Source organism: Candidatus Uabimicrobium helgolandensis, from assembly GCF_041508025.1.
Classification (GTDB): domain Bacteria; phylum Planctomycetota; class Uabimicrobiia; order Uabimicrobiales; family Uabimicrobiaceae; genus Uabimicrobium; species Uabimicrobium helgolandensis.
On record NZ_CP165719.1, the window covers coordinates 4312151 to 4338456 of the forward strand.

A 26306-nucleotide genomic window follows, 5' to 3' on the forward strand; every position below is an offset into this window, starting at 1 on the left:
TTTGCTAGATCACTTTTTGTTTTCTTTTTGCGGTTTTTTCTTTTCGGGTGCTGGTATCTTACGAGATACTAAAATGGGTACTGTACGCCGGAATAAACGTACTTCTTTTTCTTGTTTTATACCAAGTATAATTTCTACAGCTTGTGGAAGTTGTTTTTTTTGCGTGCTGTTCCATGTTGATTCGGCTTTTCCATTCTCGTAAAAACGTAATTCAAAGCTCACAACCTCATCATACAATTTAATCCCCAACCCTCCTGAAAAAGGGTCCTTATCAATAAAAAAATCTTCGCGTCGAATGATTCTATGAGTGCCATCTCTATTTTTTTTCAAAAAATAGCCTATTTCACATAAATCGCTATGATTTCCGCCAGGAGCTAGTAATATACTATCTGTATTTGAAATAAAGTCAATACGTGTATTTTTTCCTTGTTTCCGCGCAAAAAAATAACGATCGTCTTGTACCTGATACATATAGGCTCCCTGGATATCTTTACTGATGAAATTTAGTAGCCTATTTCCAACTCTTTCGGTTTGGACGCGGGCTTCAATAAAATTTCTAGAATTTAGAGTAGTAATGAGTATTGAGTAAGCCATTGTTAAAATAATAGAAAGTATTGTTGTGGCTATTAGTACTTCTATCAAAGTAAAACCTGTTGACTTACTTCTTTTTCTCTTCATTATCAGGTCTTTCTGCTAAAACTTCAGCTTTTAGAATATATTTTTTTTCTTTTTCTTCTACGTGAAACACACTTACTGTAATTTCTTTGATTTGCACAGAAAATTCTTTTTCTGTTTCAGTAGAAGTTACGGACAAAGCTTTTGGACGCTGTTTGACAGTCCACTGATAGTATTCAAAACCTTCTTTGCGGAAATCTCCTGACTGTCGTCTTTCTATTCCCATCATTACTTCTGTCATTTTTTGCTCGAGTAAATTCTGCAGCCGGCGAAAGGCAATAGCGTTGATTGATTCTTCTACAGCTTCGTTACGAATGACAAGAAGTGTAGAAACAGCAATTGATAAAATCGCAAGAGCAACCATTACTTCAAGCAGTGTAAAACCATTATTTTTTTTTGTCATTTTTTTTGTCTTTTAAACATTCCCAAAGTAAACCTAATACGAAGTGAGCTGAATGTTTTTTGTGCTCGACTCTTGGTTTACGAATAACCTTTTTTCTAACAATAGTATTGTCTTTATCTGCATATGCGACGTACAACAAACCCAAAGGTTTATTTGGAGTAGCACCTGTTGGTCCTGAAATACCTGTTGTAGCAATCCCAATATCAGTTTGAGTAATTTTGCGCACACCTTGTGCCATTTCTTGTGCACACTCGCTACTAACAGCACCGTATTTTTCTATTGTCTCGGGGCGAACGCCGAGAATTTTTACTTTTGCCTCATTGCTATATGAAACAACACCATGTTGAAAGTAACTAGAACTTCCTGGAACATTTGTTAAAAGGTGAGACGCAAAGCCACCACTGCATGACTCAGCAACAGCAATTGTTTTTTGTTGCGCGCAAAGTAGTTTTGAAATTGTTTCTTCTAAAGTGAGTGCACTTTCGCTGTATATATGCTCTTGTAATTTACTACGTACATCATTAATAAATGCCACCGCCTCAACAGAGCTTTTTATTACTACGTTTACTCCATTGTATTGCGGTAGTAAGCTAATTTCTACGTGTTTAGGCCAGTTAGTTTTTTTTAATATTTTTTGAACCTGTGATTCATACGTTCCGCTAAGACGCATTACATGACTATGGTAGGTTGTTGACATTGTTTTTAATATAGGCTCTACTTCTTTAGAAAATAGACTTTTGGCTTCTGATGGAACTCCAGGTAGCGCAAAAATGTGGCGCTTGTCGACTTTTATATAAACACCTGGGGCCGAACCAACAGGATTTTTTAGTAAACAAACGCGTTCATGTAAGTGGTTTATCTCTTTTGTTTTACAATAATGTGTTATTGTTTTTTGCCATGAATTTTTAGTCACAAAACTATTAAAATTGTCTGTACAAAATTGAAAAAGGGCATCTGTTGTTATATCGTCATGGGTAGGACCTAGTCCTCCTGTCACCACTAGGATATCTTGTGGTGCGTTTAGCGAATGAACTATATCATTTATATCGTCTCCGATTGTAGTGATACGAGAAATTCCAATACCCATTTGTTGGATTTGTTGTGCCAAATAAGTCGCATTCGTGTTTAAAACGCGCCCCTCTGTTAGCTCTGCGCCTATAGAAATAATATGAGCTTTTGTCATGCTTTTCTCATTAATGAACAATTAGCCACCGCATGTTGAAAAACCCATACTCGATTGTTTGCAAGGTTTAACATAATATCATATGGCGTAGACCATAAGATTGTTCCGCGGAGCATTTCTCCTTCGTGAAGAGAAAGTATAACTTCGTTACCTTGCTGCAACATCTCTTTAGAAAAAGAAAATCGACCGTCCCTACTATGTGTAGGTTTTAATCGCTTTCTTTGTACATCTTTATCTACCATAATAAATTTTTTCAACGTTTTTTGGATAGATCTTTCATACATATATTTAATTTCCAAGCGGTGAATTTTTTCAATATTATCTTTGCGATCTGCTGCAAAAAATTCGTATGGTGTGAAATTTTTTATTCGCACTGTTTGGTACTTGTTTTTGTACTTTTCAATAACAACAATACTGTCTTTTTCCATGTATTTAGATAACTGAGAAAATGCATCTTTTTGTAAATTGTCATTTTGCATTTTCAACTTTTTTTGCATTTCTTTATCAAGTCTCTTTTTCTCAAGCGTTAATTTTTGTTGTCGATGTTCTTCTATCGAAATATTGTCTTTTATTAGAGAGCAAGCTAAGGCCAATGTAATTTCAGGATGTGCATCACACATTTTTTGTGCTTTTTCTTTACGAATATCTTTTTCTTTTTTTTGAGCAATGGCATCTTCAAGGGAGATTTTATTGCGGTATATGGATAATGCCGTATAAATTCCAAGATTATGCGTTGTTGAAATTTCTTTTACCTCATCTGGAATTTTTGTTTTTCTTCTTTTATTTGTTAGCCGCCTTTGTGGCTTTCCATATTTAGAAAACTTATTTTTTGGTCTTGCTCCTTTGTAGCTTTTTTTGTGTGATGACACTTTTCTATCCATGTTGTTATCTCACTAAATAATAGTTTTGTGGAATGATAGCATCTCCTTGGTATTGGCAAGTAAGTAACCAAAAGAGGAGGTCGCCGAAGGCCTTTTCCTTCATTCAAATAATATTATCTGTTTACGATAATGTCAAGTCGGGGTACAAATTCCATGCGAAAAATAATTTTTTAATTGATTCTTTAAAATCAACTGTATAGTATATGTAGTTTGCAAAACAAATTACATACTCTCAAACCTCTCATGAATAAAATAAGTACCATAAAGTTCTCGAATCTCAAAAAACAAGTAGAGTTTGGTATTCCAGATTCTAAATGAATATTCATCTTCGGATGTGCTGTATTCTTAATGGCTTTTATGGTTTAGATATGAAGGTAGTCGCAGAATTTCCGGTTTAAGACTTCGCATGAGAGCATTACATTCATAGACACAAAAGCTGAGAAAGGACTTGTACATGTACGCTATAATCGCAGATGGTGGCAAAAATTATACAGTATCGCCTGGCCAAGTAGTAGAATTAGAAAGAAAAGATATTGCTTCAGGTAAAGAAATAGACTTTTCTGATGTGCTATACTACAAATCAGACAAAGAAGTTTTGGTCGGAACTCCTAAAGTTGACGGTGTGAAAGTTACAGGCGTTGTTGAAGGAGATATGAAAGCTGCAAAAGTTACCATCCTAAAATCTAAACGCCGCAAAAATTACCGTAAAAAACAAGGTCATAGACAGACATATACAAAAGTTAGAATTAAAGATATTGTAAAGGGGTAAAATATGGCTCATAAAAAAGGGCAAGGTGCTTCGCGCAACGGCCGAGATAGTAACGCACAATATCGCGGCATAAAGAAATATGGTGGAGAAAATGTGAAACCAGGAACAATTATTGTTCGCCAGTGTGGAACACGTTTTAAGCCAGGAGTTAATGTTGGTGTAGGTAATGACTATACAATTTTCAGCCTAATTGGTGGAAAAGTAAAATTTGAACGCAATAGAGTTATTAGTGTTTTGCCAGCAGAATAGTTATCTAGGCGTATCATCATTCAAATTTAAATGGTGATACGCCTAACTTTTTTATAATTAAAGTTGCGATCTTGAACTCTAAGAAAAAACAATCATAATAACTGGCGGCGGCAACGACAACCATGTTTTTTTATCTAAAACACTGGTAGGACTAGAGTGCTTTTAAAATTATGACATATCTACTAATATTAATAATTATTTCTCCCTTTACTAACACTCCAAAATTTTTCCATATAATTCAAACGAAAGTGGATTTTTTTTCTAGTTGATAACACACCCTAACTAAATCTTTTACTAAAATACCTTTATTGTAATATGAAAAAAATACTTATACTTTTCTTATCGTGGTTAGTTCCAGGTAGTGGTTATTGGATTTTGCGCCAAAAAGCCAAAGGCATCGTATTCTTTTTTTTGATTGTGTCTATTTACTATCTCGGAATACAAATGTTAGATTTTTCGCTATATTTTTTGCAAAAACATCATTTCTATTTTACACTTAACTTTGCTGTTGGTATACCTAGCATTGTTTTTAGTAGTTTTGCTAATAACCAAATAAAACTATCATCTTCCCCTGATCTAAATCAACTAGGTTTTTTATGCGTAGCCGTATCATCACTACTCAATATATTGTTATTATCTAAAACATACTTTATCCTTAGTAAAGTAAGCAGTAGACAATGATTCCATTAAAAATTCTCATATTGATGTGTTTATGCTACGTGATATGTATGTGTTCGGCCTTGACACTTGAACATGATATTAAAAATTGCTTTATCAAAGGTTGTAAGTTTTTTGTCTTGGTACTTATCACTATTACCACTATTTTACTATTTTAACCAAGCTACAATATTTGAGTTATTTTGGGGTGATTGTTTATCAAAATTCAATAAGTAGAGAGAATACATTATGTATGCTCAAATTGCTCTTCCCTTACCATTAAAACAACTTTTCTCATATAATATTCCCAATGATTGTTTGCTTGAGGTAGGAATGAGAGTAAAAGTGCCTTTTGGCCGTAGAACCCAAATAGGGATTTGTGTTGAAACTCTTGCTCAATTAGAAAACAATAGTTTTCGTATTAAAAACATACTTGAAGTTATAGATGAAAAACCAGTAGTCGATAGTATAATGCTGAAGTTAGCTAAGTGGATTTCTGAGTATTATAGATGTTCTCTTGGGGAAGCATTAGAAACAATGGTTCCTAGCTTTTTGCAGCAAAAAAGCCATAGTAAAACGATTGCGTATATGAAATTGAAATTTCCGCAAAATGTTGAAGAACAGATAGAAGAAGTACAACAGAAATTTCCGCTACAAGCTCACGTTTTAAGGTTGGTTCGCGAATTTGATGGTGAATTAACTATGAAATCTATTTGTAATAGATTAGGCATCAGTCGCTCAGCGATTAAAACGCTTTTAAAAAAAGAATTTTTGTATGAACATAAAGAAATACAAAATATCGATCCTTTTAGTGAAGTAAAAATTGAGAGAGTAGAAAAGCCAGAATTAAGTGGTGAACAACAAGGCATAGTTAATACTCTTCTTCCGGTTATTCGCGAAAAACGTTTCTTTCCGGCTCTTGTTCATGGAGTGACAGGGAGCGGTAAAACAGAAATATACATGCGATGTATCGAAGAAGTAATTAAAAACAAACGTGCAGCTATTGTACTGGTACCTGAAATTGCTCTGACCCCGCAAACAGTGACTCGCTTTAAACAACGATTTTCTAATGTAGCTGTATTACACAGCGAACTTACCAATGCTCAAAGAAACTTCCAGTGGCAAAAAGTCCTACATGGCGAAGCTGATGTTGTTATTGGTCCAAGATCTGCATTATTTGCGCCAGTGAGTAATTTGGGACTTATTGTGGTAGATGAGGAGCATGAGCCGTCATTTAAACAGCAAAATACCCCAAGATATAATGCTAGAGATTCTGCTGTAAAAAGAGCGCAGTTAACAGGTATTCCGGTTATATTAGGTTCAGCGACGCCTGCTCTTGAAAGTTATTATAACACAGATGTCGACAAATATCATTTATGTACTTTGCAACAAAGAGTTGGAGATAAAACACTTCCACATGTTAGCATTATTGATATGAAGGAAGAATGTCGCGACCATAAAAAATTTGTGTATTTTTCACGAATATTACTAGGAGAGATGCGAAATACATTGCAAAAAGGACACCAAACAATTTTATTTTTAAATCGTCGCGGTTTTGCCACGACGCTAACATGTCCGCAGTGCGGGTATAATGCTAAATGTGATAATTGTAATATTGCTTTGACATACCATAAAAAAAACCACACAGCTGTTTGCCATTATTGTAATTACGATTACATTCCCCCTAAAAGTTGTCCTATTTGTTCATGTCCTGCTATTCTATATGCTGGTGCTGGCACCCAAAAAATAGAAATGATGTTGCGAAAACTTTTTCCTGAAAATAGCATCGAGCGTATGGACAGTGATACAATGGTGGGGAAAGGCAAATACGAGGATGTTCTTTCGCGTTTTGGCAATAAGGAGATAGATATTCTTCTCGGAACGCAAATGATTGCAAAAGGATTAGATTTTCCCAATGTCACTCTTGTTGGAATTATATCTGCGGATACAGCTTTGCAAGTACCTGATTTTCGAGCAGCAGAAAGAACTTTTCAGCTAATTGTTCAAGTTGCGGGACGTTCGGGTCGCGGTGATGTATCGGGAAAAGTGATTGTACAAACATACCATCCAGATCACTATGCTATACAAACAGCTATTAACCAGGACTACCATTCGTTTTTAAAGTACGAGATGAATCAACGTCGGGACATTGGTTATCCTCCTTTTGCAAAATTACTGCGTGTCTTGATTCAAGGAGAAAAAGAGCAAAATGTTATTGATGAATCAATAAAAATTGCTCGTCTCTTACGCCAAGATAAACATACAAAACACATTCAGCTATTAGGTCCAGCCCCAGCTCCTATTGATCGTATAAAAAATCGTTATCGCCATCATCTAATTATAAAATGCCAGAATGTACAACTTTCAATGCATTTTTCACGTTTAATTGATCAATTGATACAAGGTAGTTCTAAATCGTTACGAATATCTCTTGATGTAGATCCCTTATCTTTAGTGTGAGAAACAAAATGATTGACAAAACAATTCTCAATTTATTGTCTTGCCCACAGTGCCACGAGGACTTGTACGAAGATACAACAGGTCTGTTGTGCAAAAAATGTAAAAAAATATACCCAATTGAAGATGAAATAATAGTGCTTTTGCCAGAAAGAGCACTTCAACAGAAGTAGGATGATATAATGACTACCAATAACTCTAAAACGAAGAAGATACTAAACAAAGCGGAACAACTAAAAAAGATATTTAACGAAGATGTCAAGAAAGTAGCTATTTTTATCGGTAATCCTGACCCTGACTCCATTGGTGCGGGACTGGGAATGAATTTGCTTATTCAACGCACTTGCGGAGCTGTTTGCGACTTGATTTATGAAGGTGAAGTATCTCATCCTCAAAACAAAACGTTGCTCAACGTTCTTAACATTCATTTTCTCAATAAAAGTGAAGTGATTGGCAATGATCATCCACTGCTTTTAGAAGTTTATGACAAGTTTGTGTGTGTAGATCACGTTCCAAGAGAAAGATGGTGTAAAGAGTTGCCAATGGCTGCTGTTATAGACCACCATAAAGTGAATTATAGTGACTCAGAGTTTGTGGATATTCGCCAGGTTGGTTCTTGTTGTTCTATAGTACTAAGTTATCTTCTTGAAGCAGAGATTGATTTTACTCAAGATGATGATGGTCTAATTTCTAAAGCTGTTACCGCAATGTTGTTTGGAGTAAAGACTGATACTCTTGATTTAATGTCTGAAAATGTTGCAGAACTCGATTTCGCTGCATACCAACATTTGGTAAGATATGTTTCTCGTTCAGAGTTAGAACCGATTATTAACTACCAATTACCAGCATACTACTTTGACATTCGCCGCGTGTTAGAAGAAGAAGGAAACAGCATCACTAAAGGAGCGTTTTTTGTTGCAGGAGTAGGAATTATAACCTCTGCACGTAGAGATTGTTTGCCTATGCTTGCTGACGAACGCGTACGTATGGAAGGCATTTCTACTGCTATTATTTTTGCTGTGGTTGACAATTGCGTTGAAGCAAGTGTACGTAGTAGCAATCCTGCTGTCGATGTTAATTCTTTTTGTAAAAAAGTTTTTGGGCGCGACTATGCTGGTGGAAAACTAGGAGCAGGAGCCGCTAAAATTCCAATGGGAATACTCGCCATCGATTCATTACCAATAGAAATGAAAGAAGAAGCTTGGGAAACGTACCGCAAAATTATTATGACTAAGGTTTTTCGAGTTTGTGAAAGCGAATAGATGCGTTAATGTGAGGAAAAAGATATGAGTTTAGAGGAAAAATGGCAAAAAGCTGCTAAAGAAACGCGTGTTATTCGTTCGCGATTACAAAAGTTATCAAATACAGAAGCAACAACTTTAAGTTATATATTTTTAGCTCCATCGGAAATAAACGCTGGAGATACCGTTGTACGCGAAGGTAAAATAGTTGTTGACAAACCCGCAATTATACTCCCTAAAAACCTACCACAGTTTTTTGGTTTTGATTTTCAAGATGAATTGGGAGCTAATGATGATAGCGTACGTTCATTTTTAATTATAAGAGGGATTCAGTATCCTTCTTTGAAATATCAAAACGAAATCTCGACAATTGATGTGTTTGAAGGTAGCGTTGATACAGCAATTTCTCATTTTGGAAATGACTTAGAACGCAAAGAAGATATAGAGACAGCTCTTTTAATTGGAAACTCAGAAAGTTGGCAATTTTCACTGCTTATATATGTTTCGGTGTTGATACAACGCTCATTGCCAAGAGACTTAGATAATTTGTTTGATCAATTCAAGGAGTTTTAGTTAAGGATTTAACTGCGAACGAAAAACGTCTTCAATTTGATCCCCATCCCCCATTTTAGCTTTATCAGCTGTTCTTTTAGATGGTGCCTTTGTAATAATAGCACGTAGAGGCGCTTTTTGTGGATGTCCGCGAAAAGAAAAATCAAAACATTTGTTTTGTGTTTATTATATTGATTGTCACGGACATCCACAAGATTGTTCCTACTTGTCGAGACCACCGATTTTTTCGTATCTTCCAATAACTCAGCCACGTTTATAAGCATTGTGTTCTCTTCGTCGTTGGCTTACCGATTCTTCCGATGTACCCTCTGTTACCACCTCATACAAAATAGCTTTTTTGTCACCGTGTTTGCGCAAAATACGTCCTAAACGTTGCACATGCTCGCGAACACTTGCACTTCCCGATAAAATAATGCCGATACTTGCCGAAGGTATATCAACTCCCTCATTTAGAACCTTTGATGTCGCAATGATGCTATAGATACCCTCGCTAAATTTTTTCAAAATATCTTTTCGTTCTTTGATTTTCGTTTGGTGAGTAATAACTGGTACAAGAAAACGCAGTGATATTTTATATGCTGTTGCATTGTCATGAGTAAAAATTAGAATGCGCTCTTTATGATGCTTTCGTATTAGATATTCTAACGTTTTCAATTTTGAAGGCGTTGCTTGCGCTATTTGCTTTTGCCTACGATAAGCAACAAACGCTCTTCTTCCTTCTTCCGTGCGATGTGTAATTTGGATAAATTTTTGCCAACTATTTCTACCCATTTGAATATAATTACGCCTTAAAAAACTCAAATATAGAGTTCGGTTCTTTTGATATTCTTCGCGTTCCTGCGCTGAAAGACGTGCTGTGACTTCGACAACGTCGTAGTCTGCAAGATATGGACCTGCCATCTCATTAATTTCTTTACGAAATACACATGGGCCAATAAGGTAGTTTAAATCGTTGTGTCCACCATCAAGTCTTTCTGGAGTAGCACTTAGACCTAGGCGGTATGGTGCAAGTATAAATTCCGCACCTAGGCGATATGTTCGGCCAGGTAAGTGGTGGCATTCGTCAAAAATCACTAAACCAAATAAATTACCTATCTTGTCAAAGTGAATGTAGGCCGAGTCGTATGTGGTAATTGTGATAGATGCTGGCTCATAGTTGCCACCTCCTATGAGACCAACTGGTATATTGGGAAAACTGTTTTTGACGTTATCGTGCCACTGGTGCATTAAATCAATGGTAGGAACAACAATGGCTGTACTACGCTTTACGTGAAGCATTGCTAAAATTGCCACAAAAGATTTTCCTGTTCCTGTTGGTAGAACTACGTAACCACGTTTGCGAAATTTTTCCCATGATTCTATTGCTTGTTGTTGATGGATAAAAGGTGTACGATCTAATTTGAGATCCATCGGTAAAATTTCGTATTGTCGTGCTTTGTCTTCATAGGGTATTTTCTCATTATAAAGGATTGTAATTAGTTCATGGTATTTGAATGCAGGCAAGCGAAAACAATCTGTACGATGATCCCATTTGCATCCCGGAATAGATTGCACAATAAAAGAACTCTCCGAATTCACAGCAATAGAAAGCGTTCCTTGGTAAAAAGAAATCGTGATCATAAAGCACCATATAGAGGAAAAGAATTTTGTGTTGTATTATAAAGTAGTAGATGTATAATCTACCAAAATTTGACTTAATTGACAACCAAAGTAACTTGGGTTAATAACTATGATACGTTTAATAATATGTAGTTTCATCGTTGTTTGTAGTTGCGCAACTACCAAAGACATCAATCAGCAAGGCATTACTTTAGCAAATGAAAAAAAATACCCGCAAGCACTGCAAAAGTTTTTAAAGGCACATGAACAGCAACCTGATAGATTTGAAACCTGTCTAAATGTTGCTCAAATGTATATTATGCTTCAGGACACTAAACAAGCAATTGTTTACATTGATAAAGCTCTAGATTTAAATGCACAACTTTTGGATATCCATCTTCTTAAAATGCAAGTTCTTTTTATACAAGGCGAAAAAGTACGAGCAATAGAAATTTTAGATACTTTAGCGAAAAAACACCGTGATAGTCCTCGCTTATATACATTATTATTGTCTATGGGTGATGAGGCTCTTAAACAAAAAAAGTGGAAAGATAGCTATAAATGGTATCAAAAAGCAATTGATATAAATCCACAGCAAAGTAAAGGATATATAGCTCTTAGTCGCGCTTTGATTTTTAAAGGATCTGACTCTGAAGAAAGTTACGGAAACTTTGTTACATCAATAGACAGTCGCAATGAACAGTTTAATAAAGCTAAGTCTACTTTGCGAAAAGCAGTGTATGTGAATAATGATGATTTTGATGCCCACTTGATGTTAGCCATGATTGCTATGCAAATGAAGGACTATAGTGAGGCGCAAATTGAATTTGCCGAAGCATTGCGTGTTGAGCCAAACAATATTATTGCACTTACCTCTAATAGCTTTAATGAAAATCAAATGGGAAATATTTCAAAAAGTATGGAATATTTAAAGCGCGCAAAGCAACTATATCCTGAAAGAGTAGAACCGTTGTTCTTAGAAGCAACTTTGTTTATTCAGCAAAGTGAATTTTCGCAAGCAGTTTTAGTATACATTGGAATTTGGACGAAACATCCACGATTACGTAATAACGTGGTACAAAACTTTCAAGTAAATATGAGTAGTTACTTTCCGTGGATAGTTGAGTTACTAAATCATAGTAATCAAAAAATTGCGAATTTTAGTTTGGATATTTTAAAAGAAATAACTAAACAAGATTTTGCACGAGATACTACAAAATGGCAGGTGTGGTACAAAGAGAAAGGGAAATATGAAAACCAAAAAAATTAAAATCATGGCTTCATATGATTGGAGCATGTGTTATGCGGTATCTGAATTTTTTAAATTTTTAGATCCGGTAGTTCATTACAAAGGTGAAAAGTATCGTTTAGAGTTAGGCCGTGTTATTGCAAAACCACTTCTTTGTGGAAAAAATTTAAACGAGGAAGTTGATTTTGTTGTGGATCGTACGATCCACTGGAATGACTATTACAAATGTTGGGCACAACAAGCTATTAATTCACAGATGAGCATTGTAAACCATAGCAATACGTTTCAAAATCACGATAAGCACAGCACTTATGATCTTATGGCACGTGCTATGCATCCCAAGGATAGTTTTCCTACTACTGTTCTACTTCCACAATTTTATCCATACACCGAAGAGCTTGAAAAACACGATCAATGGAAAGATCTTCAAGAGTATATAATGAAATACACAAAGTTTGGCCATGATGAAAATCTACGCGAAACAGACTGGGATAAAATTCATAGTCAAATGGAGAGAGCAAATCATTTCAGAAACCAAGGGAAAATTGTTCGCGCTCAATATTATGACAAAGGCAACTACCTGAAAGATGCGATGGAGACATATTTTGATAATAAATTTCCTATTTATTTAAAGAAGGCTTTTGGTGGTGGTGGAAGCGATGTTTTTAAAATAAATAGTATGGATGAACTGTATCAAAAATATGATGAAACAGATGGACGCACATTTCATCTTCAAGAAGCGATAGAGGACTATGATTTGTTTGTACGCTGTATTGCTGCTGGTCCACAAGTTTTACCAATGCGCTTCCAACCAGAGCACCCTCATCACCAACACTACAGCGAAGAAAAAATACAAATGGAAAAAGAAATGTACAAACGTCTTCGTAACTATGTACTTTTTATCAATTCTTACCATCGTTGGACATACAATTCTTATGAAGCATTAGTTAAAAATGGCAAAATACACCCTATTGATTTTGCAAATGCATGTCCAGATAGCCATTTCACATCGCTTCATGTGCACTTTCCTTGGGCTGTTTGCGCATGTTTGAAATGGTTTTCTTATTGTGCTGTTACTGGAAAAGATATGCGTATTGATCTAGAACAAAAGAAATATCTTTCTGTTTTGAATGATCCAGGGAAAAGTGGTGAAGAGAAGTATGAATTTTACTCTAAAATAAACGAAGAGTATTTTGAAACAGAAGATTTTGAAAAATTTTGCAATGAAAACTTTTCCGATATGGATGAGAAAATGTTGCAGTTTTATGATCAAAGAATCGATGATGTCATACGCTACGCGATTTACTACAGCGATTTTCCGAAGAATGAGCACGAACAATTTTTTAACTACTATAAGCAAATGATGGAAGAAAATTTTCGCGCTAATCCTAAAGAATATTTGACAACAGTGATGTATAGCTAGGTTTTGTTGCGCGAAAGAAATATTGTCTTTTTGCGATGCCGCCTTTGCAAGGTATCGCAGAAAGACAGATTACTTTTGCGCAAGATTTTACATACTAAATTCGTTAGGACATTGATTGCGAAAATGTCCTTGGTAGGCAGCTTTGCCCAATGTACGTTGGAAAATAAATTGGCAAATACGTACTCCGGGAACAATTTCTAAAGGAACGGGACCAAAGTTACTCATTTCTAAAACTTGGTGGTTGTCAATGCCTGGTTGCATGAAGCTTGCCGAGATGTGTATAAGCAGACCTATTCTAGCAAATTTACTTCTTCCTTCTAACCAACCACATATATGATCGCACAGTTTAATGCGTTCAACCGTTATACCTAAAATGGTTTCTCCAGGCATCAACAAAAAAGTCTCTCCTTCGTCAAGCAAAACGCCTTTTGTTGCTTTGCGATAGTCGACTTCGTTTACAACGCGAATTACTTTTTTTGGTTTGTCAAAGACGCGAAAAGAATTACTTAAATGTAGATCGACAGATGCTGGCCCGACAAAATCCTCATTAAACGGTGAAATTTCGATATTTTTTGCTGCAACCTCTTTTAATATTTCGTCGCGTGTTAAAATACTCATTTTTTAGAATTATCCTAAAGTAAGGGGCGCCCCAAGAAGGTCATGCCTTTTAAAGCAATCGTTTGTCTAAATTTTTTGAACGATGAAACGCAAGTTTCTTTATCATAAAATATAGAATAAATAATGTGCGATTGCAAGAACAAAGGGAGAGACAAGGGAGTGGACTTGTGAAAAGGGTGTTGATTTTTAGGTGTAAGACATAACTTAGTTATTGTAGTTATTGATTAATAGTGGTATAAGCAAACAGTTCTACTTATACCACTTAGTTTTATCCAAAACTATTCCGCTGAGCTAGGCACTTGTGATACGTGCGAGGTTTGAGCAGTATTTATTGTTTGTTCTTTGTTTGTAGAGGCAACAATTATTTCGTCTATTTTTTTACTTAGTTCATCAACTTTTTTACTTAAATTTTCTACATCGTTCTTACTCGGTATGTTCATTTTTTTTAACAAGTTAGAAACCTCTAAAGTTTTTTCAACGTCACTGATGGTTTCTTTTGTTTCGCGATAGCCTTTTTTTAGCATGTGATTTGTCCACTCGCTAAGATCTTTTTCTGTTTCGGAACCTTTGTTTATAAATTGTTTCATTTTCTGTTGAGCTTGTTCTTGGCATATACTAAGTGCTCCAAGGGTGGCTAATCCTAAATGTTTTAACTGTCTCTTAAAATTTTGTTGGACCTCGCAAGATTTTTGTAGTAATTTTTGCGATATATTCTGTTTATTTTGTGTTATATTATGGGTAGTGTTCATAGTACGATTCCTATCAAATTAATCTAATAACTTATGTTTTACGTTGATAATAAAATTATAACGCAATGCGTCATGGAATGCAAGAAAAAAATATAGACTTTAATTTATCTTGACACTAAATTGACCTCTATTTTATAATTTAGTTAAAATAAAGGTGTATAATGAACCCAATTTATTCTGTGTAGTAGTATTTAGAACATTCTTTCACACAATATCCTGATACACCAAATACTATTTCTTCAATTTTATTGGCCTCTAGAGGCACAATTTATTTAGTACTATCTTGCTTTTGAGGAATATATAACTCATGTTCAGACGAAAAAATACTATACTGGGCCTCGATATCGGTACTTCAAGCATAAAAGCAATTGAAATGACTTCCGCAGGTGGCGGTGATTTTTGTATTACAGGTTACGGTCAAGTAGCTGTCACTGATGTAGAAAATCCACTCAATGATATTAAAGAACTTCTGCATACAAGTGGCATTAAATCTAAACGTGCCATCACGGGAGTTTCAGGACGAGAAGTTATCGTTCGCTACATATCCATGCAGCCAGTGGACAAGGAAAACTTAGCTGAGGCTGTACGCTTTGAAGCCGACAAATACATACCTTATGATTTGGAAGAGGTTGTTCTTGATTCACAGAGATTGGACGACGACACGACGATAAATGTAAGTACTTCAGGGGAAATGAAGGTACTTCTTGTGGCTGCAAAGCGCAGTCTTATCGAAGGGCGTGTTGGTTTACTACGTAGTTCAGAGCTTCATCCATCAGTTATTGATGTAGACTCTTTTGCTTTAGGGAATGCCTTTGTATTAAAAAGTATGCTCTCTCCAAGAGCAGAGGTTGAAGGAAAAATTGTTTCACTTGTTGATATTGGATGTACGAAAACAAATATCAATATTATGATTGGCAATACTTCTTTTTTTACGCGAGAAATTTATCTTGCAGGGAACGAATTTACAGAAGAAATTCAGAAAAGACTAGAGGTAACAACAGAAGAGGCAGAGGGTTTAAAAAGAGAACCTGGTATCTTTGCTCTTGAAGTGCAAGAAGCTGTTGCTCCTGTAATTGAGGACCTTGCAAATGAAATTACCCTTTCATTCGAATATTTCGAAGGACAATTTGAACGAGAGGTTGAAGAAATATTTGTATCTGGAGGTGGAAGCCAGTTATTTTCCCTTGAACCAGATTTTGAAAGAATTTTTGGAAAAAGAATTAACCGTTGGGATCCAACAGAAAACTTTGAGATTAGAGAAGATCAAGTCGATATAGATGCTTTACGAGCGAATTCTTCGCAATTAGCTATCGCCATAGGCTTAGCTTCACGAATTTATCAAAATAAGGTGTAAGTTATGATTACAATCAATCTACTTCCTCCAGAAGAGAGAGAAGCTCCCCCAACATCGGCAGCGCGTTTATTAGTAGTTGCTGCAAGTGTTCTTATTGCACTAGTGGCAGTAGTTTTTTATGGGATGACTCACTACATAGATTTACCAAATATGCAAACGGCTCTTGGTAACAGTCAAAAAGAATTTAGAGAGTGGAATGCCAAACAAATTCCACAACGCCATACCGAAGCTTTTCAAGTAGCTGGTGTATTAAAAAAGCGCGAAGATACTATTGAGAACATTCGCTTACTCAAAAGTGAAATGGCGCGCAAGTTAACAGAGTATGCAGAAATTATAGATACTCACGGGCGGTCTTGGTCTGGAGATTTGCACGTAAAAAAAGACGATGTTGCTGGTGTAAGGCGACAGCCACTACGTGGTCCTATTATTCCAACTTCGACTGTAACTATTCCTACATACCAGTGGGCGTATAAGGCCGGAACTGCGAGTGACAATTTTCAAATTGCTATTGACTACTACAAAGCTATTCAGAATCACACATCTTTTTGGCGCGATTTTGTGGGTATTAAAACGCCTGAATACGATTTACAAGAAGAGGACGCTAAAATATTCAAGCCTCATTTATGGTATCAGTTTAATATTCAGATGACGATGAAGATGGATAGGAAACAAAAATGAATAAACTAAGCGAAAAGCAAATCAACCTAGTTATTGTAGGTGCCGGCGTTTTGGTTGCTATCATTTTCTTTACTATGCGACACTTCGACCAAAACGAAATAGAAAGATTAAAAGTTGAGAAGCAAAATGTAGATTCGCAAACACTACAACTAAAAAACAAAGAGCGCCAAATAGAAACAAAAAAACAAGAACTTTATTTAATGCGCGCAAACACCGATGCCGTAAAAAGACTCTTGCCACAGGACAAGAAAGTAACGGAATTCTTCGAACTTATGGAGCAATTTCGCGTTCAAAATGAAATACAGGCTTTTGAAAAAGTAAAAAAAGTGGCTTCTTTTTTTGAAATAAACGATGACAAAGAAGATTCCGCTGGGCAAGCTGCCGTACAACAACCAGTGCGACGTATTGTAGCTCCTACAGCGTCTAATCCATTTGTAGAAGATGCTTATCACGTTGAATTTCAAGGGTCATTTAATGATCTCGGAGAGCTAATTAGTAAAGTTGAGTCGCACGAACGTTTCTTTAGTGTTAAAGAACTCAAAATCGAATTTGCCGATGGTAAGTTAGAGGTAGACCAAAACGAGAAAGAAATGACTGGTAAAGTACAACTGGTTGTGACCACTTTTACCTTTGAAAACCCGGATCAAACTCTTGACGAAAAACTCGCGAGAATTTTGGACAAGTACGAGCCATCAACTTTACTTAAACAAAAAGTAAGCGAGCGTCGTGAAGAACTTCTCAAACGCTATGTGTATCAGTGGGGTACTTTTGAACTTATTCGAGACCCATTTTACCCTTTTCGTGCTATAGAAGTTGTTCCAGAACCAGTAGAAGGTGGTGGAGAGATTGATGGTGGACCTATCGATGTTAGCGAAGGAGAGGAATTAACTGAAGCGTATAATAAAGTGAATAATTTATACAATGACATTTTAAATCCGCTTTCGTTGGAAGGTGATTGGATAAAACTACATCAAACACTCGAAGAAAATAATTTTGAAATAAATTTGAAAAGATTAAATCTCGCAACATTTCCTGGTGATTTTGATCCCGATGGACAAAAACACAAAAAATTAACCAAAATCGCCGAAGATCTTGGTGTTTGGAAAACATATATCGATGAAAGAATTGAAGATGCCAAGATAAAACAACTTATTGCTACAATTAGTGATAATGTAAAAGCTGTTGCCGTTGTGTATAAAAAAGCGCGAAAAAAAGGCGACTCAGTTGAACTTCTTCAAGAAGTTGTTAAAAGGCACCAAAAATTAATGCCAGACCTTCTTGAACACCGTGACAAAGAAAACCAATACAAAATATTGGCCACTGCGCGCAAGAAACTGGAGTTTTACTACAAAAAAGCTAAAATTCAACTTGAACTTATCGATAAAGTTAAAAAACTTGAACTAACAGGGGTTATCTATCAGCCAAGTAAGAATAGACCTTCTGTTGCTTTTATCAACAAAAAGCCAGTAAGAGTTAAAAATCTTTTGAGCTCCGGTTTTGTTGTCAAAAAGATCAATAATGGTTGGGTTGTTTTAGATTACAAAGGTGAAACAGTTCCGTTGAGAATGAAATCTTTGGGGAAGCAAAACTAAGGAAATCTTAGAACATGTTCTATTTGGGTATGGTTTTACAATGAACAATGTGTATCCGAAAACGCGAACATCTGGCTTTGTTTGTTATGTGAGGAGTAGAAGCATTTAAAATACTTCTACTCCTCACTTACTACAAGCAAAAACGTTGATAGTTCATAAATGCTTCTTGGAAAGAAACCTTGACGACTATATGGTTTTTTGTATAATCTTTAGTTATAAATATTTATTCCTAATTCAAAAAAGCGGTTATGTTAACAGATTACTTTTGATATTTCTGACAAAATTCGTTGAATTTTAATTTTTTTGAAATAAGTTTTTCTGTTTTTACAACCTAAATAATATGGGTTTGACTGTCGAAGCATTTGTGTCTTCAGCAAAAACTTCAAATAATAAGTATTAAGTTTCTTTGAAGGTTTACTCCTGGCAAATTTCTGGGATAGAAATTATAAATTATACTGATAAAAACAGTGGGAGAAACTTAAAACATTTATACCTTAGAAAGGCAGGAAATAGTTCATGCGTTTTTGCTATATTTTTGCGATCATAATGAGCAGCTTACTTACTCTCCCGATACAAGCACAAAGTGCACCCCCTCAAGCTCGTAGTGAACTTATTTCAATAGACGTGCGAGATAAGCCATTTTCGGACATAATCGAAGGGATAAGAGAGCAAACAAATAAAAATATCATATACGATGATGAAATTAAAGATGTCTATGTTACTATTAAGCTCGTGCAACTACCGTGGTTAATGGTATTAAATACAATTGCCAAAAGGCATAACTGTCTTGTAGAGGAATTAGATCTACAGGTAATCAAAGTATCAAAACCTGCTGTTGTCAGAATGGAATTTAGTGGGGCTGACATTCGCGATGTTATCGATCAAATAGCAGGGTTAGCGAATAAAAATATTATTATATCAGAGGCAGTAAAAGGCCCAGTAAATCTTCGACTACATGATGTGGCATGGAGAGACGCGCTTAACGCTATTGTAAAAAATAGTGGTTATGTAATTGTAGAAGAAAATAATATTTTACGTGTAGTTCGTCCAGAAGATATTGAAACACAAACAGAAACAGCTATTTTTAAATTGCGTTATATTCGTCCTAAATCTCCTTTTGTTGCGCAGATGCAAACTAATTTTTTGAGACAAGAAAATACTGAAATTGGCGAAGGTACTGGAGTTCAATTAAGTAACTTTAGTTTACTAAACGCTTTGCAAACAGTAATTACTGCAAACAAGGGAAAAATAACATATGACAGTGGTACGAATACACTTGTTATTACAGATACAAAGCCAAAACTTGACAAAATGGCCGAAATAATAAAGCAACTTGATAAAGAACCAAAACAAATCTTCATTGACGTAAAATTTGTACAAACACAAAACAGCGATGTATTTAACTTTGGTTTGGGATTTGGTGACACTGGTATTGAAATTACCCACACATTTCCTGATTTATTAAGCCGTTTACCATTTACTAATGGTGACAGTGGTTTTGAAGATGTCATTGCTTTTGCAACAGATGCTCAGCGTGATGAAGGAATTCCTAACGACGCAAACATTGAAGCTCTTCAAGCAAATGGCGGTCCTATCAATGAAGTAGGACAGCTTGATTTTAAAAATACTCAATTTGTTTTCAAATTATTTAAACAAGATGTAAAAACGAAAGTAATTCAAGCACCAAAGTTAATCACTCTTGATCATCATGAAGCGACTATTTTTGTTGGTGATACTATTTCCTTTGCCAAAACAGAATTTGTTGAAAATGACAATGGAAACTTATCTGTTCAGCTGGTAGAGGCTGATGATTCACCAGTTACCGAAGGTTTCCAGCTTCTTGTGGTGCCTCACGTAATACCTGATACAAACAAAGTACAATTGACAGTTGTACTATCAAATACTCTTCTAAGTGGACAAGACGACAACGCAGGTATCGCTGGTTTTAACCTTTTTGCTGCAGGTGATGTTGAGATTCTTCTCCCGCAATTGACAGAGCAAGTAGTTGTTACTCACATGATTTTGGAATCCACTCAAACAGCAATCGTTGGGGGTTTATTACAAATCACCGAAACAGAAAATGTGAACAAAGTTCCTTTTCTCGGCGACCTACCAATGCTTGGTTACTTCTTTAAACGCAAAGATATCAATAAACAAAAAGATGATTTATTTATTTTTATAACACCTCGTATAGTTGAAAGTGCCCAAAACACACAACAAAAATTGCGAGTTGATATAAACGATTATCGAAAACGAGATGAACAAAAGTTCAATAATATTTGGGGTGGTGGTAATAAGTAGATATAGCTTCTAAATTTTATATTATGCATAACCACCAATGAGAAAATATATAACTAAGTGGCCTGACAAAAATAAGTGATCTGACAAAATGTAGTGGTAAATATTTTTTGTCAGGTTACTTATTAGTCTGTTTTTAGGTATAACAAACTATAATGCTAAAAATAACTATTATTTTTGACAGGTCACAACTTAATAAGTAAATACTGAAACTTTATTTTCAATTTTGTAAAGTATTGTCGCTTAAGATAGAACTGAAAATAAAAGCTACTTGACCAGTCACTAGTTACATATTTAGACTACTTCGTTTTGCAGTTCTACATTTCTTGAAGGCAAACCAAGAAATCCTTTCCTAATGAATGCAAAATTTACAACATCTTTCTTATCTCACACCCAAATAGCATTTCTTTAATAACTAGAACTAAGGAAAAAATATGACCAAACGCATTATGCTCATAAATGTAAATGAACCAGAAGAAAACAGAATTGCCGTTATTGATAATGATCGCCTAGAGGAATTGTACATAGAGAGAGCCTCATCTTTAGGTCATGTAGGCAACATATACAAAGGAAAAGTAGTAAATATAGAGCCTTCTATTCAAGCTGCTTTTGTAGACATAGGTGAGGGACGTAATGGTTTTTTGCACGTCTCTGATGTCATGCCTATTTATGGGCACATGAACAATAAAAATAGACAGTACGGAAGAAATCCTCGCCGTAGACGCGAAAAAAAGATTCAAGACCTACTAACGAAAAATGCAGAAGTATTAGTGCAAATTACCAAAGAAGGAATAGGGACAAAAGCTCCCACATTAACAACGTATCTCTCTCTCCCAGGAAGATATATTGTTTTAATGCCTTCCATAAAAAGATCTGGTGTTTCACGTAAAATAATCGATGAAAAAGTACGCCGACGTTTGAAAAAAGCTTTAACCGAACTAGAACCACCAAAAGGCATGGGGTACATTATTCGTACAGCTGGATCTGATAAAACAAAACACGAATTGGGTAGAGATTTGAATTACTTGTTAGATCTGTGGAAAGTTATTACGCGCAGAGCTAAGCATTCCACAAGCCCAGCAACAATCTATCAAGAAAGTGACCTTGTAACGAGAACACTACGCGATATCTTTACCGATGATGTAGAAGAGATTATTGTCGATAGTGAAGAGGACTACCAAAAAGCACTCGACTTCATGAGTTTAATTTCTCCTGACGATGAAGATCGCGTCCAACTTTACAAAAGTCATACCCCTCTTTTTCATGAATATCGAATCGAAGCAGAAATCGAAAAAATCTATAAAAAACATGTCCCGCTTAAATCTGGTGGCCACCTAGCTATTGAACAAACTGAGGCGCTAGTCGCTATAGATGTTAACTCAGGAAAATATACAGGTGAAGAGGACATTGAAGAGACTGCATTACAAATTAACTTAGAAGCAGCAGTCGAAATTCCACGTCAATTGCGTTTGCGCGATTTAGGTGGTGTTATTATCAATGATTTTATTGATATGAAAGACGAAAAAAACAAAGAAATAGTAGAAAGAGTTTTTCGCGACGAAGTACGTAAAGATCGAGCGCGAAATCGTGTCGCAAATATTAGTCCTTTTGGTATTATTGAAATGACACGCCAAAGACTAGGCCCTTCATTAAAGAGCTATACGCATAATGTTTGTCCTTATTGTGATGGACATGGATGGATTAAAAACTTGGAAAGCATGAGTTTACTGATTATGCGTAAAATCAAACTGGGCGCTTTATCTGGAAATATTCATAAAATTGTTGCAACAATGAATCCCGAAGTTGCTCTAGATTTAGCCAATAGAAAACGCAAAACTCTTCACGAACTAGAGGAAGAAACTCGAATCTCTATTGTTATAAACCCGTGTGATTCGTTTTCAATTGAGAACTCAAAAGTAGAATATTTTAATCGCACAGGATTGCCAATTCAATTATAAGCTAAATGCTATTTCGACATGTTTAGATAACAAAACAGCAGATACAAAGATGGGCTCAACTGAGAAGTATTAAGCCCAAATAAAAAGCCCGCTTTTTTTAAGCGGGCTTTTTATTTGGGTATCTTTTTTACTATTTTTCTTCAATAAAATACACAAAACCATTATCGCTAATCACAGCTATTTTTTGGTTAATAATAAATGGTGAGCAGTTGATAGCACCAATAATGTTAACTTGCCAAACTAATTTGCCTTCTTTTGAAAAGGCCAAGACTTCTCCCGCCACTGAGGTAAAATAGACCTTTTCTTTCGTAATCAAAGGAGAGGAGGTAACTTTACCAGTTATTTTTTTTCGCCATTTTGTTTTACCAGATAGAATGTCTACTGCATATATTTGGCGCTCACTGTTTCCAAAGTAGAGAATGTTGTTATCAATGACAGGTTGGCTGTAGATTTTTCCTGAAGTTTTTATTGACCATTTAAGACGCCGGCGTAATAAATCAATAGCATATAGATGATGATCAGCGAAATATAAAGTGTTTTTAAAATATAAAGGGGTTGTTGTTACAGCGCCTTCTGTTGCGAATGACCATTTTTTTTGTAAAAAAGAGATGTTGTCTTGTTTTGCTAATCCCAGTTCGTAGACATACCCATCTTTACTACCAATAAAAATACTATTCTCGTGGAAATATGGGTTAGAGGAAAATGAGTTTCCTTTAAATTCAGAATATTCTAAGTATGATTTCTTTCCTGTTTTTATGTCTAAAGCAAATATCGTTTTTCCATAACTAAAGAAAATAGATCCCTTACCAACACATGCTCCTATATATTTTTGGTGATTGTTTATTTTGTCCGATTTCCAGATAGGCCAACCTGTTATATTGTTAATTAGCTGTGCTTGTCCGTTGTTTATTGAAAAGAAATGTTGTTTATCAACAGCGACAAGAGGTGTGTGTGCAGTGTTATAAGCAGCAATACGATAATTGATTTTATTATCTTTTGAAAATAGCTCGTGAATAGAACCATCTGTTGTTGTTATAAATGTGCGTTTGTCTTTGGTTTGTAAAACTTTATTATGTGACGCGAAGGCAAACCTTTTCTCCCATAATTGTGTTGGCGTTTCTTTCTCTAGTGTAAAGCAGTGGGCGATATAACTATTATTGTCTGAAGTCACTGTAAAGAGTGTATCCCTAGTTTTTTGAATAGGCATTGCAACATTTTTATTTTTGTAAGTGAGTTGCCATTTCTTTTGTATGACGTCAATACGCTTACTGAAGAGCTGAATATCCACAGCAAAAAGTTTTTGCGATGAAATTGTTAGCGACCTTCCTAAATTAGAAAATTGCATGAATGTTTTAGAATCGTTCAATAAAATAGATGAGGTTCGATTTAACGGAAAAATAGATTCTTGTACATTTTTGGGATTTAGTGCAAATAATTTGAGATGCTTATTCGTCGCTACAGCTAAATTCCCGCAAGACATTGCTGCTGGAGTTGTCATTTCTCCTTCTACCTCAATGGTTTTTAACAATTGTGCACTTTGTGGTGTGATTTTGTAGGTATTTATATAACTACGAGAGTTTTCCGTGGTAAAGGTACAGAGATATGGAGAAACAGCAATTGTAGAAGCACATGGCTTTTTTTCATAGGGAATAGTGTAAGTAAGCTGTCCAGTATTTTTATTGTAAACATAAATGTTTTTATGGCAGGGAATAAAAATCAAATTTAATTTTTTGTCTATTGTCGGTGCATATACAGGAGTTTCTCCTGTACGATATCCTCCGAGTATGTTTCCGTTTTGTACATCTATTTCTAAGCAGTGGTTGTCGTAAGTGCCTAAGTAAATTCGTTGTTTGTGTAAAGTCAATTGAGAACTAACAATTCCTGGAATTTTTAGTTCCCATAATACTGTACCATCATTTGTTTTGAGCATAGAGAGTATGCTTGGCGTTTTTAGTAGTAGTACGCGGTCAGCTATTTTCATGTTGAAGTTTTGCTTCGGCCCTGCAAGAAATATTGGTTGAATAGAATTGTTTATACAGCTTGTTACCCATTTTGTTTTTCCATTTTGACCATCAAAACAATACATATGGTTTTTAGCAATAGCAAAAAAATTTGTTTGCGTTAGAGAATTACTTTGTTTGTTTACTTCTCCGAGTGAAAGAATTTGTATATCTAGTTTTTTGGACAATTTAGGAAGTTGTGTTTGTTTGTAATCGGGTAATTTGTCTATGTATTTGTACGTTTCTTGTGCGAATTTGTGTTTACTTAAATTGAGCTTATCTTGTAATATTTCGATATCCTTTTTCGCCCAATTTTTTTGAAAGCGTATTTTTATATTGTCGATCGTCAACTGTGCGCTCTCAAAATCATTACTTGCAATTGATTTTTGAGCTTTTTGTAATGCGTTATCGAAAGTATTTTTACGTGCAGTGATTTGTTGTTGCTGTACTATTTTTTCTTGCAATGTAGAAATGCGTTTGTCTTTGTAGTCACCTAAAAGATTTGCTTCCTCTAACCAAGAAGCCGATTCTTCTATTTTTTCTTGGTTGAGAGAAATTTGTGCTTTTCGTATTAGAATATCTTGTAAACTTTTTTTGACACTAGTGACATGCTTACTTTCTGGATAATTTTGTAAAAATACGCGGCTTTTTTTCTCAGCTTCTACATTTTCTTGACGTTCAATTAATTGCAATATGACAGAAAAATCTTTTTTGTCTGTGCTATTGTTTAAATACAGTATAGTAAAAATACCTACTAGCACAATGGTTGCGATAATAAAACTTTTAATAACTAGTTGATTCTGCTGTTTATCTTGATCGATATCAAAATTTTGTTGAGGTTGCGTTGTTGATAATGGTGGTGGTGGACTTAATTTACTCGGTGGAGTTTCGTTTTCTGTTATTTTGCTAGGAGGTATTGACAATTCTTTGGGAGAGGAACTTTGTGGCTGATGCTTATGTATATTTTTTTTTGTGTCTTTATTTTTTTCTAAAGAGAAAGTTGTGATGTCTTTTTCTAGCTTAGTTGGTGGGGGAGTATTTTCTTCTAACTTACTTGGTGGGGGAGTATTTTCTTCTAACTTACTTGGTGGGGGAGTATTTTCTTCTAATTTACTTGGTGGAGGGGTATTTTCTTCTAATTTACTTGGTGGAGAAGTGTTTTCAGTGTTTTGTGGAATATCTTTTCCTAAATGTATTCTTCGCCATTTTAGAGCATTTGTGTCTTCTTTTGTGATTTCAGATTCTTGCTTTTTCCATTTTTTGGCAAAATCTTCTTTGGACAAAGAACTTAGTTTACTTTCTACTTTTTCCCACGCACCTTTTTCGCCTTTTAGAAAAAAAATTTCTTTTAAGGGTAAAATTGTCTCTTTCACTGAATAAATAGCTCTTTGTGTGATTAAGCTTTTTTCATATAGTTCCTGCGACACTATTTTTTCGTCAATTGCTATTTGACAAATTAAACTATCGTTGACCCTAGTATTAAAAAATTCAACTAGAGATAATAGCTGGCTCAAACGATTTTCACTAAAAACTTTTTTGTATTGAAATATTTCGAGCAACGTTTTTGGGAGCTTATTGTTTTTTAACTTCTCTTGTAATTCACAAAGAGATTTTAGTTTTACTTGAGTTAAGAATTCATGTCGAATAATGAGGTCTTTTAAAAAACTTTCTGTTATTTGCATAAGTAGCCTTGCTCCATA

22 protein-coding genes are annotated in these 26306 nt (G+C 35.2%); 14 read left to right on the top strand and 8 right to left on the bottom strand.

Translation table 11 applies throughout. The features are described from left to right. Window positions 1–9 precede the first annotated feature (9 nt). The 4 genes from UABHE_RS15765 to UABHE_RS15780 are packed head-to-tail and all read right to left on the bottom strand — an operon-like array spanning window position 10 to window position 3130. Window positions 10–678: a prepilin-type N-terminal cleavage/methylation domain-containing protein gene (locus UABHE_RS15765; protein ID WP_372371294.1), complete on the bottom strand. Its 669-nt coding sequence runs from the start codon at window positions 676–678 to the stop codon at window positions 10–12. Beyond that, entirely contained in the window at window positions 659–1078 is a 420-nt protein-coding gene (locus tag UABHE_RS15770) for a prepilin-type N-terminal cleavage/methylation domain-containing protein (protein WP_372371295.1), read from the bottom strand. The genes UABHE_RS15765 and UABHE_RS15770 overlap by 20 nt, the downstream gene beginning before the upstream one ends. Continuing rightward, window positions 1062–2261, bottom strand: coding sequence for a nicotinamide-nucleotide amidohydrolase family protein (locus UABHE_RS15775; RefSeq protein WP_372371296.1), 1200 nt, complete (start codon window positions 2259–2261; stop codon window positions 1062–1064). The genes UABHE_RS15770 and UABHE_RS15775 overlap by 17 nt, the downstream gene beginning before the upstream one ends. Then, on the bottom strand, window positions 2258–3130 hold the full coding sequence (locus tag UABHE_RS15780) for a hypothetical protein (RefSeq protein WP_372371297.1): 873 nt from the start codon (window positions 3128–3130) through the stop codon (window positions 2258–2260). Before UABHE_RS15780 ends, UABHE_RS15775 begins: the two co-directional genes overlap by 4 nt. Before the next feature lie 466 nt (window positions 3131–3596). On the opposite strand from UABHE_RS15780, the gene rplU reads away from it, so the two are divergent. The 7 genes from rplU to UABHE_RS15815 all read left to right on the top strand — a co-directional run bounded on the left by rplU (window position 3597) and on the right by UABHE_RS15815 (window position 9088). Further along, complete coding sequence (gene rplU, locus UABHE_RS15785; RefSeq protein WP_372371298.1) at window positions 3597–3911, top strand: 50S ribosomal protein L21; 315 nt, start codon at window positions 3597–3599, stop codon at window positions 3909–3911. A gap of 3 nt (window positions 3912–3914) precedes the next feature. Next, window positions 3915–4160, top strand: coding sequence for a 50S ribosomal protein L27 (gene rpmA / locus UABHE_RS15790; protein WP_372371299.1), 246 nt, complete (start codon window positions 3915–3917; stop codon window positions 4158–4160). A gap of 315 nt (window positions 4161–4475) precedes the next feature. Next, window positions 4476–4841: a DUF6677 family protein gene (locus UABHE_RS15795; protein WP_372371300.1), complete on the top strand. Its 366-nt coding sequence runs from the start codon at window positions 4476–4478 to the stop codon at window positions 4839–4841. 225 nt (window positions 4842–5066) lie between these two features. Beyond that, window positions 5067–7277, top strand: a complete 2211-nt coding sequence (gene priA, locus UABHE_RS15800; RefSeq protein ID WP_372371301.1) for a primosomal protein N' — start codon at window positions 5067–5069, stop codon at window positions 7275–7277. An 8-nt stretch (window positions 7278–7285) separates the two neighbouring features. Continuing rightward, a complete protein-coding gene (locus UABHE_RS15805) occupies window positions 7286–7447 on the top strand; it encodes a Trm112 family protein (RefSeq protein ID WP_372371302.1) in 162 nt (53 codons plus the stop codon). Window positions 7448–7456: 9 nt separating this feature from the next. Then, window positions 7457–8536: a bifunctional oligoribonuclease/PAP phosphatase NrnA gene (locus tag UABHE_RS15810; protein ID WP_372371303.1), complete on the top strand. Its 1080-nt coding sequence runs from the start codon at window positions 7457–7459 to the stop codon at window positions 8534–8536. Between the two features lie 24 nt (window positions 8537–8560). Then, window positions 8561–9088 (top strand): hypothetical protein, encoded by a 528-nt coding sequence (locus tag UABHE_RS15815; RefSeq protein ID WP_372371304.1) that lies wholly within the window; start codon window positions 8561–8563, stop codon window positions 9086–9088. Between the two features lie 243 nt (window positions 9089–9331). Here UABHE_RS15815 and UABHE_RS15820 read toward each other — a convergent pair whose 3' ends face one another. Next, window positions 9332–10708 carry a DEAD/DEAH box helicase family protein gene (locus tag UABHE_RS15820; protein WP_372371305.1) on the bottom strand — a complete coding sequence of 459 codons (1377 nt, stop codon included), beginning with the start codon at window positions 10706–10708 and terminating at the stop codon, window positions 9332–9334. A gap of 109 nt (window positions 10709–10817) precedes the next feature. Here UABHE_RS15820 and UABHE_RS15825 point away from each other — a divergent pair, with 109 nt between their 5' ends. Beyond that, window positions 10818–11957 carry a tetratricopeptide repeat protein gene (locus tag UABHE_RS15825; protein ID WP_372371306.1) on the top strand — a complete coding sequence of 380 codons (1140 nt, stop codon included), beginning with the start codon at window positions 10818–10820 and terminating at the stop codon, window positions 11955–11957. Then, on the top strand, window positions 11938–13359 hold the full coding sequence (locus UABHE_RS15830) for a hypothetical protein (RefSeq protein ID WP_372371307.1): 1422 nt from the start codon (window positions 11938–11940) through the stop codon (window positions 13357–13359). Before UABHE_RS15825 ends, UABHE_RS15830 begins: the two co-directional genes overlap by 20 nt. Before the next feature lie 87 nt (window positions 13360–13446). On the opposite strand, the gene dcd is transcribed toward UABHE_RS15830, so the two are convergent. Together dcd and UABHE_RS15840 are read right to left on the bottom strand one after the other, a co-directional pair. Next, entirely contained in the window at window positions 13447–13977 is a 531-nt protein-coding gene (dcd, locus tag UABHE_RS15835) for a dCTP deaminase (protein ID WP_372371308.1), read from the bottom strand. A gap of 278 nt (window positions 13978–14255) precedes the next feature. Next, on the bottom strand, window positions 14256–14726 hold the full coding sequence (locus tag UABHE_RS15840) for a phasin family protein (RefSeq protein WP_372371309.1): 471 nt from the start codon (window positions 14724–14726) through the stop codon (window positions 14256–14258). A gap of 307 nt (window positions 14727–15033) precedes the next feature. Between UABHE_RS15840 and pilM the strand changes: the two genes are divergently transcribed. The 5 genes from pilM (at window position 15034) to UABHE_RS15865 (ending at window position 22606) form a co-directional block, all read left to right on the top strand. After that, window positions 15034–16080, top strand: coding sequence for a type IV pilus assembly protein PilM (gene pilM / locus UABHE_RS15845; protein WP_372371310.1), 1047 nt, complete (start codon window positions 15034–15036; stop codon window positions 16078–16080). 3 nt (window positions 16081–16083) lie between these two features. Beyond that, window positions 16084–16758, top strand: coding sequence for a hypothetical protein (locus tag UABHE_RS15850; RefSeq protein ID WP_372371311.1), 675 nt, complete (start codon window positions 16084–16086; stop codon window positions 16756–16758). Then, window positions 16755–18350, top strand: a complete 1596-nt coding sequence (locus UABHE_RS15855; protein ID WP_372371312.1) for a hypothetical protein — start codon at window positions 16755–16757, stop codon at window positions 18348–18350. The genes UABHE_RS15850 and UABHE_RS15855 overlap by 4 nt, the downstream gene beginning before the upstream one ends. A 516-nt stretch (window positions 18351–18866) precedes the next feature. Further along, entirely contained in the window at window positions 18867–20651 is a 1785-nt protein-coding gene (locus UABHE_RS15860) for a secretin N-terminal domain-containing protein (RefSeq protein WP_372371313.1), read from the top strand. A gap of 431 nt (window positions 20652–21082) precedes the next feature. Further along, the gene (locus tag UABHE_RS15865; protein WP_372371314.1) at window positions 21083–22606 is read left to right on the top strand and encodes a ribonuclease E/G; all 1524 of its coding nucleotides are present in this window, start codon (window positions 21083–21085) and stop codon (window positions 22604–22606) included. 130 nt (window positions 22607–22736) lie between these two features. Here the strand turns inward: UABHE_RS15865 and UABHE_RS15870 are convergent, their stop codons facing one another. Next, window positions 22737–26288, bottom strand: a complete 3552-nt coding sequence (locus UABHE_RS15870) for a PQQ-binding-like beta-propeller repeat protein (protein ID WP_372371315.1) — start codon at window positions 26286–26288, stop codon at window positions 22737–22739. Between the last annotated feature and the right edge of the window lie 18 nt (window positions 26289–26306).

Excerpts from the sequence above, each read along its gene's own strand:
- UABHE_RS15850 (WP_372371311.1), top strand. The coding sequence starts at position 16,084 with ATGATTACAATCAATCTACTTCCTCCAGAAGAGAGAGAAGCTCCCCCA.
- UABHE_RS15770 (WP_372371295.1), bottom strand. The coding sequence starts at position 1,078 with ATGACAAAAAAAAATAATGGTTTTACACTGCTTGAAGTAATGGTTGCT.
- pilM (WP_372371310.1), top strand. The coding sequence starts at position 15,034 with ATGTTCAGACGAAAAAATACTATACTGGGCCTCGATATCGGTACTTCA.
- UABHE_RS15815 (WP_372371304.1), top strand. The coding sequence starts at position 8,561 with ATGAGTTTAGAGGAAAAATGGCAAAAAGCTGCTAAAGAAACGCGTGTT.
- UABHE_RS15775 (WP_372371296.1), bottom strand. The coding sequence starts at position 2,261 with ATGACAAAAGCTCATATTATTTCTATAGGCGCAGAGCTAACAGAGGGG.
- rplU (WP_372371298.1), top strand. The coding sequence starts at position 3,597 with ATGTACGCTATAATCGCAGATGGTGGCAAAAATTATACAGTATCGCCT.
- UABHE_RS15765 (WP_372371294.1), bottom strand. The coding sequence starts at position 678 with ATGAAGAGAAAAAGAAGTAAGTCAACAGGTTTTACTTTGATAGAAGTA.
- UABHE_RS15855 (WP_372371312.1), top strand. The coding sequence starts at position 16,755 with ATGAATAAACTAAGCGAAAAGCAAATCAACCTAGTTATTGTAGGTGCC.
- UABHE_RS15830 (WP_372371307.1), top strand. The coding sequence starts at position 11,938 with ATGAAAACCAAAAAAATTAAAATCATGGCTTCATATGATTGGAGCATG.
- UABHE_RS15820 (WP_372371305.1), bottom strand. The coding sequence starts at position 10,708 with ATGATCACGATTTCTTTTTACCAAGGAACGCTTTCTATTGCTGTGAAT.
- UABHE_RS15870 (WP_372371315.1), bottom strand. The coding sequence starts at position 26,288 with ATGCAAATAACAGAAAGTTTTTTAAAAGACCTCATTATTCGACATGAA.
- UABHE_RS15865 (WP_372371314.1), top strand. The coding sequence starts at position 21,083 with ATGACCAAACGCATTATGCTCATAAATGTAAATGAACCAGAAGAAAAC.
- UABHE_RS15795 (WP_372371300.1), top strand. The coding sequence starts at position 4,476 with ATGAAAAAAATACTTATACTTTTCTTATCGTGGTTAGTTCCAGGTAGT.
- priA (WP_372371301.1), top strand. The coding sequence starts at position 5,067 with ATGTATGCTCAAATTGCTCTTCCCTTACCATTAAAACAACTTTTCTCA.
- UABHE_RS15860 (WP_372371313.1), top strand. The coding sequence starts at position 18,867 with ATGCGTTTTTGCTATATTTTTGCGATCATAATGAGCAGCTTACTTACT.
- UABHE_RS15840 (WP_372371309.1), bottom strand. The coding sequence starts at position 14,726 with ATGAACACTACCCATAATATAACACAAAATAAACAGAATATATCGCAA.
- UABHE_RS15805 (WP_372371302.1), top strand. The coding sequence starts at position 7,286 with ATGATTGACAAAACAATTCTCAATTTATTGTCTTGCCCACAGTGCCAC.
- UABHE_RS15825 (WP_372371306.1), top strand. The coding sequence starts at position 10,818 with ATGATACGTTTAATAATATGTAGTTTCATCGTTGTTTGTAGTTGCGCA.
- rpmA (WP_372371299.1), top strand. The coding sequence starts at position 3,915 with ATGGCTCATAAAAAAGGGCAAGGTGCTTCGCGCAACGGCCGAGATAGT.
- dcd (WP_372371308.1), bottom strand. The coding sequence starts at position 13,977 with ATGAGTATTTTAACACGCGACGAAATATTAAAAGAGGTTGCAGCAAAA.
- UABHE_RS15810 (WP_372371303.1), top strand. The coding sequence starts at position 7,457 with ATGACTACCAATAACTCTAAAACGAAGAAGATACTAAACAAAGCGGAA.